The 18650-nt window shown below is 59.9% G+C and carries 15 protein-coding genes and 1 pseudogene; 9 read left to right on the top strand and 7 right to left on the bottom strand.

The window, feature by feature from the left end:
- Positions 1 to 10 precede the first annotated feature (10 nt).
- Positions 11 to 1594, top strand: a complete 1584-nt coding sequence (locus BSK43_RS29590) for a DHA2 family efflux MFS transporter permease subunit (protein ID WP_077467119.1) — start codon at positions 11 to 13, stop codon at positions 1592 to 1594.
- Between the two features lie 78 nt (positions 1595 to 1672).
- Here BSK43_RS29590 and BSK43_RS29585 read toward each other — a convergent pair whose 3' ends face one another.
- From BSK43_RS29585 to BSK43_RS29565, 5 genes are all read right to left on the bottom strand, one after another.
- Positions 1673 to 2989, bottom strand: coding sequence for a hemolysin family protein (locus tag BSK43_RS29585; protein ID WP_077467118.1), 1317 nt, complete (start codon positions 2987 to 2989; stop codon positions 1673 to 1675).
- A gap of 98 nt (positions 2990 to 3087) precedes the next feature.
- Positions 3088 to 3996, bottom strand: coding sequence for a TIGR03571 family LLM class oxidoreductase (locus BSK43_RS29580; protein WP_077467117.1), 909 nt, complete (start codon positions 3994 to 3996; stop codon positions 3088 to 3090).
- Positions 3997 to 4180: 184 nt separating this feature from the next.
- The gene (locus BSK43_RS29575; protein WP_077467116.1) at positions 4181 to 4552 is read right to left on the bottom strand and encodes a PsiF family protein; all 372 of its coding nucleotides are present in this window, start codon (positions 4550 to 4552) and stop codon (positions 4181 to 4183) included.
- A 156-nt stretch (positions 4553 to 4708) separates the two neighbouring features.
- Positions 4709 to 5542 (bottom strand): TIM barrel protein, encoded by an 834-nt coding sequence (locus tag BSK43_RS29570; protein WP_077467115.1) that lies wholly within the window; start codon positions 5540 to 5542, stop codon positions 4709 to 4711.
- A gap of 364 nt (positions 5543 to 5906) precedes the next feature.
- A complete protein-coding gene (locus tag BSK43_RS29565; RefSeq protein WP_077467114.1) occupies positions 5907 to 6941 on the bottom strand; it encodes a LacI family DNA-binding transcriptional regulator in 1035 nt (344 codons plus the stop codon).
- 246 nt (positions 6942 to 7187) lie between these two features.
- Between BSK43_RS29565 and BSK43_RS29560 the strand changes: the two genes are divergently transcribed.
- On the top strand, positions 7188 to 8141 hold the full coding sequence (locus BSK43_RS29560; RefSeq protein WP_077467113.1) for a sugar kinase: 954 nt from the start codon (positions 7188 to 7190) through the stop codon (positions 8139 to 8141).
- On the top strand, positions 8138 to 9433 hold the full coding sequence (locus BSK43_RS29555; protein ID WP_246662726.1) for a D-tagatose-bisphosphate aldolase, class II, non-catalytic subunit: 1296 nt from the start codon (positions 8138 to 8140) through the stop codon (positions 9431 to 9433). Before BSK43_RS29560 ends, BSK43_RS29555 begins: the two co-directional genes overlap by 4 nt.
- Before the next feature lie 13 nt (positions 9434 to 9446).
- On the opposite strand, the gene BSK43_RS29550 is transcribed toward BSK43_RS29555, so the two are convergent.
- Both BSK43_RS29550 and BSK43_RS29545 read right to left on the bottom strand, forming a co-directional pair.
- A complete protein-coding gene (locus BSK43_RS29550) occupies positions 9447 to 10109 on the bottom strand; it encodes an HAD-IA family hydrolase (RefSeq protein ID WP_077467112.1) in 663 nt (220 codons plus the stop codon).
- Positions 10109 to 11029: a sugar-binding domain-containing protein gene (locus BSK43_RS29545; protein WP_205910674.1), complete on the bottom strand. Its 921-nt coding sequence runs from the start codon at positions 11027 to 11029 to the stop codon at positions 10109 to 10111. The genes BSK43_RS29550 and BSK43_RS29545 overlap by 1 nt, the downstream gene beginning before the upstream one ends.
- A gap of 229 nt (positions 11030 to 11258) precedes the next feature.
- Here BSK43_RS29545 and BSK43_RS29540 point away from each other — a divergent pair, with 229 nt between their 5' ends.
- From BSK43_RS29540 to BSK43_RS29515, 6 genes and pseudogenes are all read left to right on the top strand, one after another.
- Positions 11259 to 12200, top strand: a complete 942-nt coding sequence (locus tag BSK43_RS29540) for a tagatose-bisphosphate aldolase (protein WP_077467111.1) — start codon at positions 11259 to 11261, stop codon at positions 12198 to 12200.
- Positions 12193 to 13605: an ROK family protein gene (locus BSK43_RS29535; RefSeq protein WP_077467110.1), complete on the top strand. Its 1413-nt coding sequence runs from the start codon at positions 12193 to 12195 to the stop codon at positions 13603 to 13605. Before BSK43_RS29540 ends, BSK43_RS29535 begins: the two co-directional genes overlap by 8 nt.
- A gap of 230 nt (positions 13606 to 13835) precedes the next feature.
- The gene (locus tag BSK43_RS29530) at positions 13836 to 14825 is read left to right on the top strand and encodes a substrate-binding domain-containing protein (protein WP_077467109.1); all 990 of its coding nucleotides are present in this window, start codon (positions 13836 to 13838) and stop codon (positions 14823 to 14825) included.
- 105 nt (positions 14826 to 14930) lie between these two features.
- Entirely contained in the window at positions 14931 to 15995 is a 1065-nt protein-coding gene (locus BSK43_RS29525) for a ribose ABC transporter (protein ID WP_068392436.1), read from the top strand.
- Positions 15988 to 16734 (top strand): ATP-binding cassette domain-containing protein, encoded by a 747-nt coding sequence (locus BSK43_RS29520; protein WP_068392439.1) that lies wholly within the window; start codon positions 15988 to 15990, stop codon positions 16732 to 16734. The genes BSK43_RS29525 and BSK43_RS29520 overlap by 8 nt, the downstream gene beginning before the upstream one ends.
- Before the next feature lie 193 nt (positions 16735 to 16927).
- Positions 16928 to 18552, top strand: a pseudogene (locus BSK43_RS29515) (aromatic amino acid lyase).
- Positions 18553 to 18650 lie beyond the last annotated feature (98 nt).

The raw sequence follows: 18650 nt of genomic DNA, 5'->3' as shown, positions 1-18650 counted from the left end.
GTATTGAGCCATGTCCACCATCGCAGCCACCGCCGTGCCGCAGCCGAGCGCCAAGGCCAGCACCAGAGAATGGATCGCCGTGCTTGCCGGCATGATCGGCGCCTTCATGGCGATCCTCAACATTCAGATCACCAATGCGTCGCTTCTTGATATCGAAGGCGGTATCGGCACGGGCGTCGACAACGGCGCCTGGATTTCGACCTCCTATCTGATCGGCGAGATCGTCGTCATTCCGTTGACGGCTTTTTTCAGCAACGTCTTCTCGTTTCGCCGCTATATTCTCGTGAATTCGATTCTGTTTCCGCTGTTTTCGATCGCTTGCGCCTTCGCGCATGATCTCGGGACGATGATCGTATTGCGGGGATTGCAGGGCTTTGCCGGCGGCGTGCTGATCCCGATGGCCTTCACCATGATCCTCACCAAGCTGCCGAAGTCGCAGCAGCCGACAGGGCTGGCCCTTTTCGCGCTTTCGGTCACGGTCGCTCCGGCGATCGGCCCGACTATCGGTGGTTACCTTACGGAAAATTACGGCTGGCAGACGATCTTCTTCATCAACGCCCTGCCGAGCGCCATCATGGCGATCGCCCTTGCGCTGACGCTCGAAAAAGGCCCGATGCGGCTTGGTCTTCTGAAAGAAGGTGACTGGGCGGGGATTGCGACGATGGCGATCGGACTTTCGGCGCTGCAGACCGTGCTTGAAGAAGGCAACAAGGACGACTGGTTCTCGTCGCCCTTCATCCTGAAGCTCAGTGCCATTGCCGTCATCTCGCTCAGCGCCTTCATCTGGATAGAGCTGACGGTCAAGAACCCGCTGGTGAAGCTGCGGCTGCTGACGCAGCGCAATTTCGGCATCGGTGTTCTCGTCAACGTCCTGGTCGGCTTCGCCCTGTTCGGCTCGGTCTATATCTTGCCGCAATATCTCGGTCAGGTGCAACGCTACAATGCCGAGCAGATCGGCAACGTGCTTGCGTGGACAGGTCTGCCGCAGCTCATCCTCATCCCGCTGGTGCCGATGATGATGAAGCGCTTCGACGTCCGCTATATCGGGTTTCTCGGCATCGCCATCTTCGCGATCAGCTGCTTCATGAACGTGACGCTTTCGGCCGATACCGCCGGCGACCAGTTCTGGATCCCGAACATCGTGCGCGCCATCGGCCAGGCCATGGTCATCACGCCGATCACGGCCATCACGACCGCCGGTATCGCCGCTGCCGATGCCGCCGCCGCATCGGGTCTCACCAACATGCTGCGAAACCTCGGAGGCGCCGTCGGGACGGCTACGCTCGGCACGGTGCTCACCAAGCGCGAGCAGTTCCATTCCAATATCATTGGACAGTCGGTGACCCTATCCCGTGACGAGGTGCGCGAGCGGCTGACGCAGGTGACCAATTACTTCGTGTCGCATGGCGTCTCGGATCACGCCCTTGCCACCCAGAAAGCAACGGTTGCTCTCGGCAACATCATCAAGCGGCAGGCGCTGATCATGGGCTTTAGCGATACCTTTGCCGTGATCGGCATTCTGCTGGCAACAGCGGCGGTCGCCGTCCTCTTCGCGCGCAAGCCCGCGCCTGGTGGCGGAGCCGGCGCTCACTAAGCTGACTTTGGCCAAATCAACCTGGTTGAAGGGCGCAGGTAGCGAAAACCTGGGGCAAGACCAGAGGTCTTGCCCCCTTTATGAGTCCGGATTCCGTGCTCGAATGCTGCTTGTGTCATCCGCGGTTACCAGCAGCTTGTCGATCCTGCGCCCGTCGAGATCCACGACCTCGAACTGCCAGCCGTTTTTCGAAAAACACTCGCCTACTTCCGGAAGGTGACGCAATTCCTGGAGGACGAAGCCTGCGACGGTCTGATAGTCGCGATCGTCCTCGACAGGGAAGCTCATGAAATCAGAGAATTCGTCGATGGGCATCCAGCCGGAGACGAGATAGCTGCCATCGTGTCGCCGAACGATCGCCTGTTCGCCAGCGGAATCGGGTTCGTCCTGAACGGCTCCCAGGATCGCATCCAGAATGTCGCCTGATGTTATCACGCCTTCGAAGTGGCCATATTCATCATAGACGAGAACCATGTGCGATAGAGATTTGCGCAATGCCTTGACGACATCCAACGCGCTCGACAGATCGGAAACGATCGGCACCTGTTTCGCCAGCGCCAGGATATCGACTTCGCGGCCCGACGCTACTGCATCGAAGAAATCCCTGGTCACCAGCACGCCGACAATCTCGTCAGAACTGTCCTTGCGCAGCGGCAAACGTGCTTTTTCACTGCGGCGTAACTGGTCGCGGACTTCTTCGAAACTGTCTTCGATATCGATGACTTCCACATCGCGGCGCGGGGTCATCAGCGCTCTGGCATTTCGATCCGCCAGACGCATGACGCCTGAAATCATGGCGGACTCTTCGTTTGCAATAACGCCCGCACTCTGAGCCTCCGCCAGGATCGTCTTGATCTCCTCGTCGCTGACGCCATCGGCCGCTTTCCCGGATTGACCGAGTGCCCGGAGCACAAATCGTCCCGAGAAATCCAGAAGCCAGACCAGCGGTGCCGCCACGCGAGAGAGAAATACCATGGCCGGAGCAACCTTGCTCGCCACGGCTTCCGGCGCGCGCAGAGCGACCTGTTTCGGCACCAGCTCGCCGATGATCAACGAGAGATAGGTGATGGCGACGACGACCGAGCCGACGCCGATGGCGTCAGCGGCCGCGATGGACAAGCCCTTGGTGGCGAGCCAGCCCGATAATCTTGCGCCAAGCGTCGCTCCGGAAAAGGCGCCCGAGAGAACGCCGACGAGCGTGATGCCGATCTGTACGGTCGAGAGAAAGCGGCCCGGTTCTTCGGCAAGCCGGATTGCCATTGCGGCCCCTCGGCTTCCCTGATCGGAGAGAACCTTCAGGCGCGCGGGTCGTGACGACACGATCGCCAGTTCCGACATGGCAAGAACGCCGTTGAGAATGGTGAGAACGATGACGATTGAAATTTCGAGAAGCAAAGCCGGCCCTTTTTGTGTTGAGCACAAAGATAGGTTGCAAGAACAGTAAAAGCCAGCTTCTCCCCGTGATTTCCGCCGATGTCTCCTCAGGTCCCGCCTTATTCGACCGCCGGTATTACGTCGTGAGCAATCTCCTCCATCACGTCGCGGGTTGGCCTGCCCGCCGACGTAAGGCTGAAGGCGACGTGATGGATGCCAGCTTCGCGCATTGCCGATAGCGCGCCGATCAGGCCTCGCCTGCCCGTCCTTCCGCCGAGATTTATTTCCTCATAGGGCGCGTCTGGATTGTCGAGCAAATCCAAAACCATGGATTGGCCGAAGCCCCGGAACTCCGTGGTCACTTTCGTTCGCGCATTGTGCCAAAGCGCCAGACGGTCCTTTTGAACGGAGAGTGGGCGGTAATAGGTCATCCAGGCCGACGCATGCCGGGCGATCCACTCGAGCGATTGCGATGAAGAGCCGACAGCTATCATCGGAATGCTGGGCTGTTGCAGTGCCGGCCTTATGGCGAACTCGCTTCGCGCATGACCGCTGTCGTCGATGATCTTCTGATCCGGGGCAAGTGCGGCGGCAAGACGTTCCCACTCCGCCTGAAAGAGCGCCTTCCGGTTCTCGATATCTCGTCCGAAGACCTCATATTCCGTCGGCCTGTCGCCGGAACCCAGACCCAGCACGAACCGCCCTTTCGACAGCGCCCTTAGCGAAAGCGTCGCCTTGGCTATATGGAGAGGATGTCGCAGGGGAAGAACGATCGCGCCTGTCGCCAGGGCTATATTGGACGTGGATGCGGCCAGCGCCCCGAGGAAAACCCACGGATCGGCATGGCCGATCGGGTCGGGATAGCTCTCGCTGTTGAGGGGAACGTCCCTCACCCACAACGCATCGAAACCCAGCTCGTCGGCATGTCTTGCGATGCTCAACTGAGCATCAAAATCCACGTCGGCATGGGTTCTTGTTTGCGCCGGCAGGACTATGCCGAATGAAAGTCGATCTGGATGGAAAAACACGTCGCGTCCCGGAACATATTGCCTTGGCAAGGAGATAAGGACGATTGCGCCTGGGAAAAAGGGTGGGGCTGCGGCTTGTGGGTGGTCACGTCATTCACACCGAGTCAGCATAGCCCGCGCTCAATGGAGGCGGGCTATGTTGCCTGAAGGACGATAGTCCGTTCAGGCGGCTTGTTTCACCGGGTCAACCCGCCGCGATGCACTGTTTGACGAAGGCATGAAGCGCCTTCTTCTCCAGGCCCTTGGCTGTTCCCTGATCATGGCAGGTCTGACGTTTTGCCAGGACCGGATATTTCTGCTGCAGGCAGCTTTTTACAGAGTCTTTGCGTGCCTGGCCTTTCAGCGCCTGCCCCGTCGCGTCCTGCTGGCAGGCTTGCCGTGCTGTCTTGATATCGGCTTTCGATGGCATCATGGTGGCGGATGGCGTGGAGGCCGATGGAGTGGTGGCAGCTGCCGGCGTCGTCGTCGAAGGTGTTGCTGCTTGCGCGAAGACAGCGGTTGTCGAACACACGGTCAATAGGGCGGCTGCAGCTACACTCAGAAGCTTACTGGTCATTGGCATATCCTCTTGCCTGAAAGGCTCTTCCTGTTCGTGCCATCGGGCGTTTTCAATGCTCGACGGTCTACTTGAACGGTCGGCTTGAGCTTATCCGTCGTTTGGGAGGCCAATAAATTTTCTGCGGGTCGTCCGTTGCCGAGGGTCGCTGTATTGTCAGCCGGCAGCTCTGTCCCAAAGGTCGCGTATCTCCTGCCGTAGCAGCAGGGACTCTTCCCAGCGATCCGTGGAATCTTCGCCATCCCTCCCGGTGATCGCATAGGGCTTCGGCCCCAGCTCGCAAGTGAAAGCGAGAGTGGCATCTGCGCCGGCGCGCTTTCGCCAACTCTTGAATCCATACTCCCACCAGTCAAGAAAGAGATCGACCCAAGGGCGATGATGCGGGAAGGAGATTTCGATCTGGACCTGCTCGCGCGAGGCGACGCGGCCGTGGAAGGCCCATGAACTATCGAGTATCCGGTGCATGAGCGCATGATTTTCGTCTGATACCGGCCAGGCGAATTCACGCCCGACGAGGAAATGCGAGATGTCGCCGAGCAATCTCAGATTCGGCAGGCGATCGAGCAGGTCGAGCGTGAAGAATAGATCGGTTGTCATGCGGTCCCGATGCGTCTCGATCAACACATCGATGCCTGCCTCCTCCGCCAGGGCTTGCCAGCCTTCTAGCAAGGGAATGCAGTCCTCCAGGCGGCGCAGCCTCACATCAGGCTGAAGGCAGATGTGGTGGACATTGTATTCAGCGGCGATTTCCAGCACGGGCTTAAGATCGTCGACGGTCTTGGGAAAACACTGCCCTTCCGCCTGCAGGCCATGATGTTTGAGCAAGGCTGCGACCCGTCGAACAGCGTCGCGATCATGCCAATGCGTGCTGACGCCATCGAAGCCGGCCGCTGCGATTTTTTTTACATTCTCCTCGAGCGTGAGCTCCGGATATCTCGCGCTGCGCCGCTCCATGGCCCAGAGCGATTGAAAGATGAGCATATTTTGCATGGTGCCTCCCGTACCGCTGCGAAGGTCTCACCATGAATTCCGTGCTTTTGCTAGCGGATATGCCGACGACTTGTGTGCACCGGGCTATTTCATTGCAAGGCGGATGTATTCACACAAGCTGCGCCGCAGATGTGAGGGTTTTTCATCAAAATCACCCCACAGGCAATGCCCTGAGCCGTCTCTTGTCAAAGGCGCATCGCGCTCCATATGCCTTATTTGGTTCTCCCCCCGCCGCCGGCCTTAACTGGTTGTTGATGGCGGGAAATGCCGGAGCCTGCGGGCCCTCCTTCCGCAGGCTCCGGCGTTACCATTTCCAAAGCCACCGAAGAGCCATGATCTTTCCTGACGTTCGGCTGGAAAGGTGTCAGGCCGATTGCCGCATGACCAGCGTGCCATGCGGGCGAATGATGGAGGCGATCGTTCTGTCCGATGTATCGACGTCACCTAATAGTGACATCAGCGCCTCGACGCTCTTGGCCGTCATGGCGGCGAAATCCTGGGCCATCGTTGTCAAGGGCGGGCAAGCGTAGCGGCTGAGCGGATGGTCGTCATGTGCAGCGATCCGCAGATCATCGCCACTCTTACGACCGACCTTAAGCCCATGCGCAAAAGCAGCCGCCATGACACCGAAGGCCAGGCGATCGTTGGCGCAAAGGATCGTCTGGCGCGGCAGAGTATTCGTCTTCAGCATATCGTCCATCTGCTCGTAGCCGACACGCTCGAATTCCCACGTATAGGGCGATATTGTCTTGATCACCAAAGGTTCGTGACCCGACGCTTCCATGGTGGCGACATAGCTCGCCAGTCTTTCCGGCGAGTTGTGATTGACGTGCGGTCCATCGAGATAGGCGGGTGCCTCGCCGGACCGGCAGAGATATTCGACCATCGTCGCGACGCTCTGGCTGTTATCGTTGCCGATGAAAGGCGTATTCCCCTCGATATAAGTGTCGAAGCACACGACCGGCACATTCTGAGCCAGCCGCCCGAACGCCTTTGGATCGGATATCTGTCCCAATGGTGCGACAAGGGCGCCGGCGACCTTCAGGGAGAGAATGGTATTGATCGCGTCCGCCTCGAGTTCAGGCAAGCCATGCGAGGAAAACACGATTGGCCAGTAGCCCTCGTTGCGCAGCCGAAGCTCCAGGCGATTGACAATTTCCGCGTAGAATGGATCCGTCAGGGTCGGAACGAGGATGCCGATATTGCGGGTGCGCTTGCGATTGAGATTCCGGGCATAAATGTTCGGCTGATAATCCGAGGAGCGCAGGGCTGCCTCGATCAATGAGCGCGTCGCCGGCTTTACGCTTGTGGGATCATCGAAATATTTCGAAAGCGTCGGTCGGGAAACGCCGCAGGACCTGGCAAAATCCTCCATTGTTTTGTGCGTCATTTTTTCCATCGAAACCGACCATTCTCGCTGCGCAATTATCTGCCATCTGCCTTATGCGAATTCGTGAGAAGAAGTGCAAGCGATGACAAAATTCCCGTAAAAATTTTCCGAGTTTTATGACGCTTAAAATATTACGTGCGATAACTTATTAGTTGACGTGAAAAAGAGCAATCCATAGAACGAAGCTGGTTGCAGCGAGCTCGCCGATCGCGCGGGAAGCTGCCAGGTTCAATTCGAGGAGTAAGCTCAACCGCCATGAAGAAGCTCGTCAGCGCCGGAGAGATCGTCGTCGAAATCATGGCGGATCGCGTCGATCAAAGCCTTGCGGAACCCGGACTGTTGCACGGCCCCTTCCCGTCTGGAGCGCCGGCAATCTTCATCGCGCAGGCCGCCCGCCTTGGGCAGCCGGCCGGTCTCCTCAGTGCTGTGGGCGATGACGATTTCGGCCATCTCAACATTAATCGATTGCGGGATTGGGGCGCGGATGTCTCGGCCATTGCCGTGCACAAAGAGCAGGCAACGGGCTCCGCCTTTGTTTCTTATCGTGCCGACGGAAGCCGCCATTTCGTGTTCAATATAAAGAACAGCGCGGCCGGGTCGATCGAGATGGATCAACGGGCCGCCACACTTCTGGACGGCGCCGATCATTTTCACGTCATGGGTTCCTCGCTGTTTTCCGAGAGGGCCACATCCGTCATCCTTGCGGCTATCGAGAAGGTCAAGCGTAAGGGAGGTACAGTCTCCTTCGATCCCAACATCCGAAAGGAGATGATCGACCTGCCCGGCATGCGGGAGGCGCTGACCAAGGTCCTGACGCTGACGGATATTTTCCTGCCGAGCGGCGAGGAGCTATTCATCTTCACCGAGGCTACCGATGAGGCTGCAGCCGTAGCTGAAATGCTCGGGCGAGGCATGTCCGCCGTGATCGTCAAGAAAGGCTCCGCAGGTGCTGCCTACTACGACAGGAACAGCCAAGCGACGGTCGGGGGCTTTCCTGTGGTGGAGGTCGATCCAACCGGCGCAGGTGATTGTTTTGGCGCGGGATTTGTTTCTCTTTGGCTTCGTGGAGAGCGGCCCGAGAACGCGCTTCGAATTGCCTGCGGCTGCGGCGCGCTTGCCGTCACACGCAAGGGGCCGATGGAAGGGATTGCAACGCTTGCCGAGGTTCAGGCGTTTCTTGCTCGTGCCCCGCAGGAGGTAGCATCGTGAGTGCGGCGCAACGCCTTGCTGCCATGCCGCAGAAAAGGGCCAAAGGATTGCCATCCGGCGTCACCTCCGTGTGTTCGGCGCATCCGCTTGTTATCGAGGCAGCATTGCGGCATGGCAAAGCCAGAGATGCCGATGTGCTCATCGAGGCGACCTGCAATCAGGTTAATCAGGATGGCGGCTACACCGGAATGACGCCGGCCGATTTCCGGCGTTTCGTCGAAGCGATTGCCACGAAGGTTGGCTTTCATCGAGATAGGCTCATTCTGGGCGGCGATCATCTCGGTCCGAACCCTTGGAAACACCTGCGTGCCGAAGAGGCGATGTCAAAGGCGAAGGTGATGATCGGTGCTTTCGCCGCTGCCGGCTTTGCCAAGCTGCATCTCGATACCAGCATGGCCTGCTCGGACGACCCGCAGGCCCTCTTGGATGTAACTATTGCAGCCAGGGCGGCGCAATTGGCTGACGTATCAGAAGCCCGGATGCGCCACTTAGAGCTGCTTGCTCCAAGCTACATCATCGGTACTGAAGTTCCCGTTCCCGGCGGTGCAGTCGAAGCGCTCGATCATATGCATGTCACGACGCCGGATGACGCGCGCGCAACCGTGGAGCTGCATCGACAGGCCTTTACCCGCCTCGGCCTAGAGGCTGCATTCGATCGCGCAATCGGCGTCGTCGTCCAGCCAGGCGTCGAATTCGGCAATGCCGACGTTATCGGTTACCAGCGACCAGCGGCCGTCAAGCTGGCTGCGTCCTTGAAAGACATGCCGCAATTCGTGTTTGAGGCGCATTCCACGGACTATCAGAGCGCCGAAGCGCTTCGCGATCTCGTCAGCGATGGCTTTGCGATCCTGAAGGTCGGCCCATGGCTGACTTTCGCCCTCCGCGAAAGCCTCTACGGCTTGGGCGCCATTGCCGGTGTGGTTGCACCGAGCGGAACAGGAGAGGCCCTCTCAGCTGTCATGGAACGGATCATGCTCGCCTCACCAGCGCACTGGCAGAAATATTATCCCGGTGATGCCCACGAGCAGTTCATCCAACGGCATTATTCTTTCAGCGACCGCATTCGCTATTATTGGGCGTTGCCTGACGCGCAAGCTGCCGTCGAGAAGCTGCTGTCTGCTCTGGACGGACATAAAATCCCTCGCCCGCTGATCAGCCAATATCTGGGCCATCTGGAGCCCGCGGTTGCTGACGGATCGGTGAGACCCGAGGCCCGTGCCCTGCTTATCGCCAGCGTTTCCCGCGTGCTCGACATCTATGCGAATGCCATCGATTCCGCGGTGCGGGCGTAAAGTCCACTACGTCTCAGTCCATCTTTTTGGATAGGCGAAGAGCGCCGTTTGGGCTGACATCCAGCGCCAGATGGTCATAGTTTTCGATGCTCAGATGCGGCGTCGATAGCGGGACACTATGTGTTGCGCTGACGACGAGCACGGAAGCGCCCGATGCGTCGCCTGCCTCGATACCGGCAGGCGCGTCTTCAAAAACAAGACATTCCTCAATGGGTTGTCCCAATATGCTCGCAGCCAACACGAAGCAGTCCGGTGCAGGTTTACCGTTCTGCACGTCTTCACCGGCAATGAGGACCGGCGGCCAGGGAAGCCCGGCAGCCTCAAGGCGAACTCTGGCCAGCTCCCGTGGGGCAGATGTGACGATCGCCCAACGATCCCTGGGCAATCGCTTCAGGAAGTCGACAGCGCCGGCAATAGCCTCGACACCAGCGACATCGTCGATCTCGGCCTGTGTGAGAAGCCTTACCTCTTCGGCCGGATCGATCCCCGACAGGCCGAGCCGGGTAATGGTTTCTATCGCCTTTCTGCCGTGAACGGTGGCAAGCAGGCTTGCAGCATCGAGACCCTGTCGCTCCGCCCATGCCGTCCAGACGCGTTCGGCAACAGCGATCGAATTCAGCACTGTTCCATCCATGTCGAACAGGAAGGCGCCGAAGGAGCGTCCGTCGAAGAGCATCAGGGTTGATCCTCGGTTTTCTGGCTGGATGAAAGCCGGTCAAGAATCGCCTGGGCGGTGTTGGCGTCGGTAACCAGTGCGTTGATCATTCCTGACCGCGCCGCTCCTATGATGCCGGCTGCCTTGCCGGTGGTGGCCGCAACGGCGATACAGAGAGGCACCTTCCGCAATTGGTCCGGCGAAGCCGCGATCATCCCCTCCTCGCCATCCCAATGCAGGATTTCGCCGGCCTCGGTGACATAGTGGCGAAGCACATCGCCAGCCGCGTGGCTCAGCGCCTTTTCGCCTGGGAGCGCCGCCTCGGATGGGTTTGCGGCATGCGTCAGGCCCACGCCGACAATCGCTGCGTCCAGCCTGTCCCAGAGTGAGGTCACCTGCTGGACTGTCGGATCGGCAAGGAACGCATCTCTAAGCTCAGTCGACGAGATATAGGGCGCGTGCAGGAAATGCGGTGTTCCATTCATCTGCGCGGCTGCCTGGCGAACGAATTCATTAATCTGGAAATGTAACGCCGCTTGCGGCATGCCGCCATTGAGAGCCACGGTGACGATGCCTGGCAGTTGCGGCAGACCTGCCAGCGTCACCTCGCGCACTGCCCTTCCCCAGCCGATGCCGAGCGCTGAGCCCGAATGTAGACCAGCTTGCTGCAGAAGCGAGCCGACCGGCGCGGCAAGCGCGCTCAACACATTGGACGACGGCGTATCGATCACCGCGGCCGAGCGCAATTTCAACCCATCGATCAGCGCAGCGCTCAGATCCTCCGACGGGAAGTGATCGATCACCTCGATCCTGACGATCCCGACGGAACGGGCCCGCTGAAGCAACCGCGAGACCGTGGCCGTCGACAGGCCCAGCTTCTTCGCAATGTCGACCTGGGACATGTCGGACTGGTAGTGCAGCTTGGCGACCGTGTGCAGCAAAGCACGATTTGCCGCGGCCTCCTGCGACTGAGACGAATTCAGGTTGAAATTCCTTTCTGCAATGTGTTACACCTATCTCACTTGAGGAGTTATCGCTCAAAACAGCCGGTTTCGCAATGTCCATGCGGCGGCGACTGCGCACCCTCAATACCAGAGATTTGCCCTCTCCTGGGAGTGGGGAAGGCAAGCCTGCATCATCGCCGCTTCGCGCGGCCGGAGGAAGGTTCATATGACGAAGTTGACGACAGCGGAAATGCGCGGCTACCAGCAGATTTGCGGCAGCGATGGTGCCATGATGGTGATTGCCTGCGACCAGCGCGGCGGCATGCGCAGTTTGCTGGCCAAAGAGCCGGCCGATCAGGCGGCAATCTCGGACAAGGTACTGGGGGATACCAAGGCCGACATCGCCCGTTTCCTCGCCAGCAAGGCATCCTGCGTATTGGTCGACCCGATCTGCGCGGTGCCGGCACTCGTCGACGATCGTGTTCTTCAGCGCGATACCGCGCTGCTGATCGGCCTCGATGCTTCCGGCTGGGATACGTCTTCCGAGGGCTATCGTCTGTCGAAGCTGGTTCCGGGCATTTCCGCCCGTCGCGTGCGTCAGTTGGGCGCGACCGGCGGCAAGATCATGGTCTATCTTCGTTCCGATCGCGAAGAAGCGAATGCTCATAATATCGAGCTTATGCGAACATGCATCGAAGACTTCGCCCGCGAGGACCTGCTGCTCGTCGTCGAGTTCCTGACCTACAAGTTCGACGATGAGGACGAGGCCGAATACAAGGCAAAGATTCCATCTCTGATCGTCGGCGGCAGCAGGATTTGCCTGGATTGCAATGCCAAGGTTCTGAAAATTCCCTATCCAGGTTCATCCGAGGCCTGTGCGGAGGTGACGCGACTGGCTGGCGATGTGCCTTGGGCGGTTCTGTCCGCCGGCGTCGACCATGCAACGTTCCTCTCGCAAGTCGAAGACGCCATGCGCAACGGCGCATCGGGCGTCATTGCCGGGCGCTCACTCTGGAAGGACTGCATTTCGCTTGATCGTAGCGTAACGAAAGATCGACTGGAGAACGTCGCAGTGCCCAGGCTTCGCGAGATCCAGGCAGTTATCGCCACGCATTTCAAGGGCGCGGGCTTGCAGAGCGCTCAAGCCGGAAAACGCGCCAATGGTTGATATCGCCATCGGCGTCGACATTGGCGGCACGAATATTCGCGCCGCTCTCGTCTCCGGTCGTGGCGAGATCCTGACGAAATTATCGGAGCGAACACCAACCGATCCAGAACAAGTACTCGACCGCGTGATCGCCATGTCGCGTCAGCTCGACCGACCGGAGGTTCGCGGCATCGGTGTCGGAATCCCCGGCCGGGTGGATATAGCGAGCCGTGAGATCCTGTCCGGCGGCATCGTCAATCTTGCCGGGCTCAACTTTGTGGATCGGCTTGAAGCGGCACTCGGCAAGAGCGTCGTCATCGAGAATGACTGCAGCATGGCTCTGATCGCCGAGATGCGGATCGGTGGCGCCAAGGGCTATAAGAACGTCGCCATGCTGACGATCGGAACAGGCATCGGCGGCGCCGTCGCCCATGCCGGCAGCATCTATCACGGCCACAGGGCTGCCGGGCAGCTCGGCCATATCTGCGTGTCACAGGATGGGCCGCCATGCGCTTGCGGCAGGCGCGGCTGCGTTGAAACCTTCAGCTCCGGAACTGCGTTGCGCCGCCATATTGCCGAAGCCGGTTTGACGGCGGCGACGATTGGCGATGTTTTCGAGATGGTAGCCAGCGGAAATGAAGCAGCTCGACGCGTGCTGCATCAATGGGCGGTGCCCCTGCGAGCGGCTCTCGACAATATCGCGGCGACGATGGACCCAGAAGTCATCTTGCTCGGAGGCGGCCTCGGCTGTGACGCAGCGCGCGCACTTGCCGACCTTCCGGCGGTCGCACCTTGGTTTTGCCCGGCCATATTGCCAGCCAAGCTCGCGGATGATGCCGGGGTGATCGGCGCCGGCCTTGCAAATTTCGGCGATGTGTCGGAGCCGGCCGGAAAACATGTCGTGCTGGTCAATGGCGTGCCGGCCTCGGGAAAAAGCCGGCTTGCCAAGGCGCTGTCGGAGCGCACCGGCTGGTCGATCCTTTCGCTCGATGGCATCAAAAATCCGTTCCTGCAGCATATTGGCCCCGTCGACCGCGACTTCAATCGAACCTTGGGCAAGGCGAGCTATCAGGCCATCTGGTCCATCATTGCCGACGCCCCGGCCGGCTCGACCTTTATCGTCGATGCCTGGTTCGGCTTTCAGCCGAAGGCACAGCTCGAATCCTATCTTCACGACACAAGGATCGGGAGTGTTGCCGAGCTCTGGTGCAAGGTGCCCGGTAGTATCGCCGGAGAACGTTATGCCGGCCGTCTTAAGGATCGGTTGCCGGGCCATCCCGGCGTCGAATACGTGCCGGAACTGATAGCGCTTGCCGATCGGGCCGAGCCCATGGGGTGCGGCGCGGTGATGACCGTCGACCAGACGAAAGAGCTCGACATGGAAGCCATACTGGCCTGGGTTTCGCAAGTGTTCGATCGTCGGTGACAAAACGACTGCCCTGACGAGCGCAATGAGCTCGGACTAATCCTGCATCGCCGAGTGACACAATGTCTCCCGGCGGCTCACGATGTCGTGCTCAATCGAGAGTTATCCAATAATATCAAATGGATAATTGAAATTCATTGCGGAAAAAAATTACTTGACGTGCGCAACTATCCCACTAATGATCGCTTTACCGGACAGGGGAGGTTCGGCTTCAAGAGGAGGAAAAAATTATGGAGCGCCGCTCATTTCTAAAGGCTTCGGCCGTGGCATCGCTCGCGACTGGCGTCGCGGCAGTTGCCGGCACCGTTAAAGCAGCAGACAAGAAGTTTACCATTGCCCTCATTCCGGGGCTGACCACCGATGCTTTCTACATCACCATGCGCAAGGGTGCCGAAGCCGCCGCCAAGGCAGTTGGCGCGACGCTCGTGTTTCAGGGCGGCCCCGACTTCAACCCTGTCACGCAGGTGCCGGTGCTTGATGCGGTGATTGCCAAGAAGCCGGATTTCATTCTCATCGCACCGACCGACAAGGATCAGCTGATCCAGCCTCTGAAAAAGGCTGCCGACGCGGGCATCCCGATCATCACCGTCGATACCTTCATCGGCACCGGCGTCTACCAGACCGGCAATGGCGATGCGGATTTCCCGCTGGCTTACATTGCTTCCGATAATCTGCTCGGCGGTGCGATCGCTGCGCGCGCGCTTGCAAAGGCTGTTGGTGAAAAGGGCAAGGTCTACGTTTCCAACGTGAAGCCCGGCGTCTCCACAACGGACCAGCGCGAGCAGGGCTTCAAGGAAGAGATGAAGAAGTATCCGAACATCACCGTTCTGGACACGCAATACAATGACGACGATGCCAACAAGGCCGCGTCTCAGCTTCAGGCCGTCTATGCCCGCAACTCGGATCTCGATGGTGTCTTCGGCGCCAACCTGTTCTCCGCCCTTGGCGCTGCCAACGGCGTGCAGCAGGCCGGCCAGACGGGCAAGATCCGTGTGGTCGCCTTCGATGCACCGACATCGATCGTCGACAACATCAACTCCGGCCTCGTCGATCTGGCGATTGCGCAGCATCCGGCGGAAATCGGCTATTTTGGCGTGATGGCGGCCTATGCGCATCTGACCGGGAATTCGATCCCGACCGCGATTGGCACCGGCTTCACTGTTATCGACAAGTCGAATGTCGGCGACAAGAAAGTCGCGAAGTTCATCTATTCCGATTAATCGGATGCAGCCTGTGCCTCGCTGATGAGCGAGGCACACTTCCAACGATGATAGAGCGAACGGCGCCGCATTCGTTGCGCCATCAGGCTCCAGTTTGGACCGATCATGACAATTGACAATCTAGAGGTCCGCAAGGCGGATCAACATGTGGCGCCTCAGGCGGACCACGGCGATCAGGCAAAGACCATCCTTGGCCGCATCGCGCAATTGCGCGCCTGGCTTTTCCTTGCCGCGCTGATCGTGACTTTCGAGATCTGGGCGCAGATCGATTTCGGCGGCACATTTGTCGGCTCGAGCTTCAACTGGCAATCCGTGGCAATCTTCGCGGTGGCGCCGTTGCTGTTGGCGGTCGGGCAAACCTTCGTCATCATCTCAGGTGGTATCGATCTATCGACCGGCTTCATCATGGGGCTTGCGGCCGTTGTCGCCGCGCATGTCGCCAGTATTTCCGGTCTCTACATGCCTCTTCCGATCGCGATGGTGCTCGGCATCCTCGTTGCCATGCTGGCCGCTGCCGTGCCGGGCTTCATCAATGGTCTTTTGATCTCCCGCCTCAAGGTTCCGCCGTTCATCGGGACGCTCGGTATGTTCGGCGTTGCTCGCGGAACGGCCTTCCTGCTTGCCGGCGGAACGACGGTGCCGGTCAAGAACTCCTATTTTGCCGAGCTTGGCAACGGACGCTTCTTTGGCGTGCCCTATCTCGTCATCGTCACGCTCGTCTTCGTATTGATCATGCACTATCTCCTGAGCCAGACCCGTTTCGGCCAGCACAATTATGCCATCGGCGCGAATGCGCAGGCTGCACGCCGCGCTGGCATCAACATCAAGTCTCACCTGTTGCGGCTGTATATGTTGTCTGCCGTTTGCGCCGGCCTTGGTGGCGCGCTCTACGCCGCTCGCTTTACTGCCGGTGCGGCGCAGGCGGGTGAGCCGCTGCTGCTCGATAGCGTGGCCGCCGTCGTCATCGGCGGAGCGAGCCTCTTCGGCGGCTCAGGAACGATCATCGGCACTGTCGCCGGAGCGCTTGTCATCGCCGTCATTCAATATGGCCTCGTCTTCATGAATGTCGAGCCGTTCTGGCAGTTCATCGCCGTCGGTGTCGTCATCATCATTTCGGTGCTCATCGACCAGGCGCAGCGCCGGTTCAGCGGAGCGAAACAGGATGAATAGCGCAACTCCCCTCCTCGAAGTCCGCAATCTCTCGCGTTATTTCGGTGCCGTGCGTGCGCTGGACGATTGCTCGCTTGTGGTCCGCCCCGGCGAAGTCGTCGCCCTCGCCGGTGACAACGGCGCCGGCAAGACCACGATGATCAAGGCGATTTCCGGTGTCTACCCGCCGACATCGGGCGAAATCCTGATCGAAGGCAAGCCCGTCACCTTTTCTTCGCCACAGGACGCGCGCGAAAAGGGAATAGAGACGATCTATCAGGACCTGGCTCTCGCCGACAACCTGACCATCGGCGCTAATATCTTCCTGGGTCGCGAGCCGATGAAGAAGCTGTTCGGTTTCCTGCCGGTTCTCGATCGCAAGGCGATGGCGGAAGCGGCGCGCAAGACGATGGCGGAACTCGACTTCCATGTGAAGAGGCTCGACGCTCCCGTCAGCAACTTCTCGGGCGGCCAGCGTCAGGCCGTCGCCATCGGTCGTGCCGTCTATTGGAATGCCCGCATCCTGGTCATGGACGAGCCGACGGCAGCGCTCGGCGTGCCCGAGCAGCGCAAGGTCGTGGCCCTGATCAAGTCGTTGAAGGCACAGGGGCGCGGCGTCATCTTCATCTCGCACAATCTGCAGGATATTTTCGCAGTCTCGGATCGCATCGTCGTCCTGCGGCGCGGCATCGTCGCCGGCGAACGAAACATCGCCGACACCAATCATGAGGAAGTCGTCAAGCTCATGATCGGCGGCTGACACCACCGAGAATCCCGGGTTTGCTCAAAATAAAGCGGCGGTAGCGGATTATTGCTATCGCCGTTTTCTTACGTTCAGTTCCCGGAACGGGCGGCGCGGCGCGCTTGGCTTTTTCTCTACTCGGACGATTTTGTCGTAATGAGATAGCAGTGTTCTTCAATCGATATGACTGTTGCAGCCCCTGTGCCGTGATATGCGTGGTGCCTACCTATTCTGGCGGCAGAGATCGGCTGGAAGAGCGCAGCGGCGAAGATTGCAGCAAAGCGATCGCGTGTCTTGGAGGCAAGCAGGAATGAGCAAGGCGGGCAAGATCGTATCCTTCACTGGAGCAGCCCCAACGGTGAGCGATATCGCTGCGATCGCCCGGCGCCACGCCCGGATCGAGATTTCACCGGAGGTCGAAGGAAAGATCGTTGCCGCCCGCGCTGTCGTGGAACGCTACCTGGCCGATGACAAGCCGGTCTACGGTTTGACGACCGCGCTGGGCGCCGGCGTCGATACCAGGCTTGGTTCGGACGATCTCGTCGCGTTCCAGATGCGTGTGCCGCAGGCGCGCGCGGTCGGCGTCGGTGCAGCGCTGCCGCGCGACGTTGTGCGGGCGATGATGGCGCGCGTGTCGCCGGCATGGCAGCTGGCGGTTCCGGCGTGTCGCTGCCGGTATTCTCAGGTTTGGTGGCAGCGCTCAACGCCGGCTTTCATCCTGTCGTACCGTCACTCGGGTCGATCGGCGCCGCCGATCTTGCACCGCTTGCGCATATGGGACGGGCTTTGCTGGGGGATGGCGAGGCCGAAGTGGGCGGCACTGTGACGGCGGCGGCAGACGCACTTGAAAAGGCAGGTTTGAAGCCGTTGCCGATCGGGCCGAAGGACGGTCACGTTCTTGTGGTGGCAAACAGCCTGTCGGTCGGCAAGGCCTGTCTTTGTCTGGAAGATCTCGAGCGGCTGTTCGACTGGTCGCTCGCGGCAATCGCGCTGAATTTCGAGGCCTTCCGCGCCAACGTATCCGCTTTTGACGACCGCGCATTGGCGGCAAGACCGGCCTTCGGCCAGCGCGAGGCCGCCGCTAGGCTCCGCGATCTGCTTTCCGGAAGCTCGCTGTTGGCCGAGGGAGCAGCCCGGCGATTGCAGGACCCGCTGAGTTACCGCTGCGCGCCGCAAGTCTGGGGCGCCCTCCATCACGCGATAGCCGAGGCGCGGGCGATAACGGAGATCGAAATCGCCAGCTCCGGCGACAATCCTGTCGTGCTGACCGAGGAAGGCCTCATTCTCTCGCACGGCAATTTCGACATGACGGCATTCGTGCTTGCCTGGGAACGCCTCGGCCAGGCGCTGGCGCATTGCGCGGCGGCGACCGCTTACCGTACTATGAAGATTATGTCGGCCGCCATGTCCGAACTGCCGCGGTTTCTCACGCCACTTGGCCAGAGCCGAAGTGGCTTTGCGACGGTGCAAAAAACCGTCTCGGCACTCGAAGCCGAGATACGGCATTTCGCGGCGCCGATCTCGCTCACGCCCATTCCCGTTGCCGATGGTATCGAGGATCAGGCATCGATGGCGCCGAGCGTTCTAACGAAGACCGAGGCGATCATTGAGCGGCTGCGCTATCTCGTTGCCATCGAACTCGTCGCATCGGCGCAGGCCGTCGAGCTTCGCGGCGTGCAGGGCGAGCTTGGCACGGGTACGGAGCAGGCCTATCGGCGGGTTCGCACCCTCGTGCCGCCGCTCGAGGAGGACCGTGCGCAGGGGGCGGACTTCCAGAGACTATCGGAATTCATAGGGAACACTTCCTGGAGCAGCGAGCCCGACCATCATTCATGACGAGATCGGGGATGGTGAGGCCGTGAGCCCATCGCCTTACCCGACCGAAACTTTCCGGCAGGCCGCATGTGGTCTGCACCCAACGAGAAACCGGCGCA

Origin of the sequence: Rhizobium sp. P44RR-XXIV, assembly GCF_001999485.2 — a bacterium.
In the GTDB taxonomy this organism is placed as follows: domain Bacteria; phylum Pseudomonadota; class Alphaproteobacteria; order Rhizobiales; family Rhizobiaceae; genus Rhizobium.
The sequence above is the reverse complement of the archived record's forward strand: the minus strand, read 5'-3'. Positions and strand labels throughout refer to the sequence as shown.

Excerpts from the sequence above, each read along its gene's own strand:
- BSK43_RS29590 (WP_077467119.1), top strand. The coding sequence starts at position 11 with ATGTCCACCATCGCAGCCACCGCCGTGCCGCAGCCGAGCGCCAAGGCC.
- BSK43_RS29575 (WP_077467116.1), bottom strand. The coding sequence starts at position 4,552 with ATGACCAGTAAGCTTCTGAGTGTAGCTGCAGCCGCCCTATTGACCGTG.
- BSK43_RS29570 (WP_077467115.1), bottom strand. The coding sequence starts at position 5,542 with ATGCAAAATATGCTCATCTTTCAATCGCTCTGGGCCATGGAGCGGCGC.
- BSK43_RS29565 (WP_077467114.1), bottom strand. The coding sequence starts at position 6,941 with ATGGAAAAAATGACGCACAAAACAATGGAGGATTTTGCCAGGTCCTGC.
- BSK43_RS29560 (WP_077467113.1), top strand. The coding sequence starts at position 7,188 with ATGAAGAAGCTCGTCAGCGCCGGAGAGATCGTCGTCGAAATCATGGCG.
- BSK43_RS29550 (WP_077467112.1), bottom strand. The coding sequence starts at position 10,109 with ATGCTCTTCGACGGACGCTCCTTCGGCGCCTTCCTGTTCGACATGGAT.
- BSK43_RS29540 (WP_077467111.1), top strand. The coding sequence starts at position 11,259 with ATGACGAAGTTGACGACAGCGGAAATGCGCGGCTACCAGCAGATTTGC.
- BSK43_RS29535 (WP_077467110.1), top strand. The coding sequence starts at position 12,193 with ATGGTTGATATCGCCATCGGCGTCGACATTGGCGGCACGAATATTCGC.
- BSK43_RS29530 (WP_077467109.1), top strand. The coding sequence starts at position 13,836 with ATGGAGCGCCGCTCATTTCTAAAGGCTTCGGCCGTGGCATCGCTCGCG.
- BSK43_RS29525 (WP_068392436.1), top strand. The coding sequence starts at position 14,931 with ATGACAATTGACAATCTAGAGGTCCGCAAGGCGGATCAACATGTGGCG.
- BSK43_RS29520 (WP_068392439.1), top strand. The coding sequence starts at position 15,988 with ATGAATAGCGCAACTCCCCTCCTCGAAGTCCGCAATCTCTCGCGTTAT.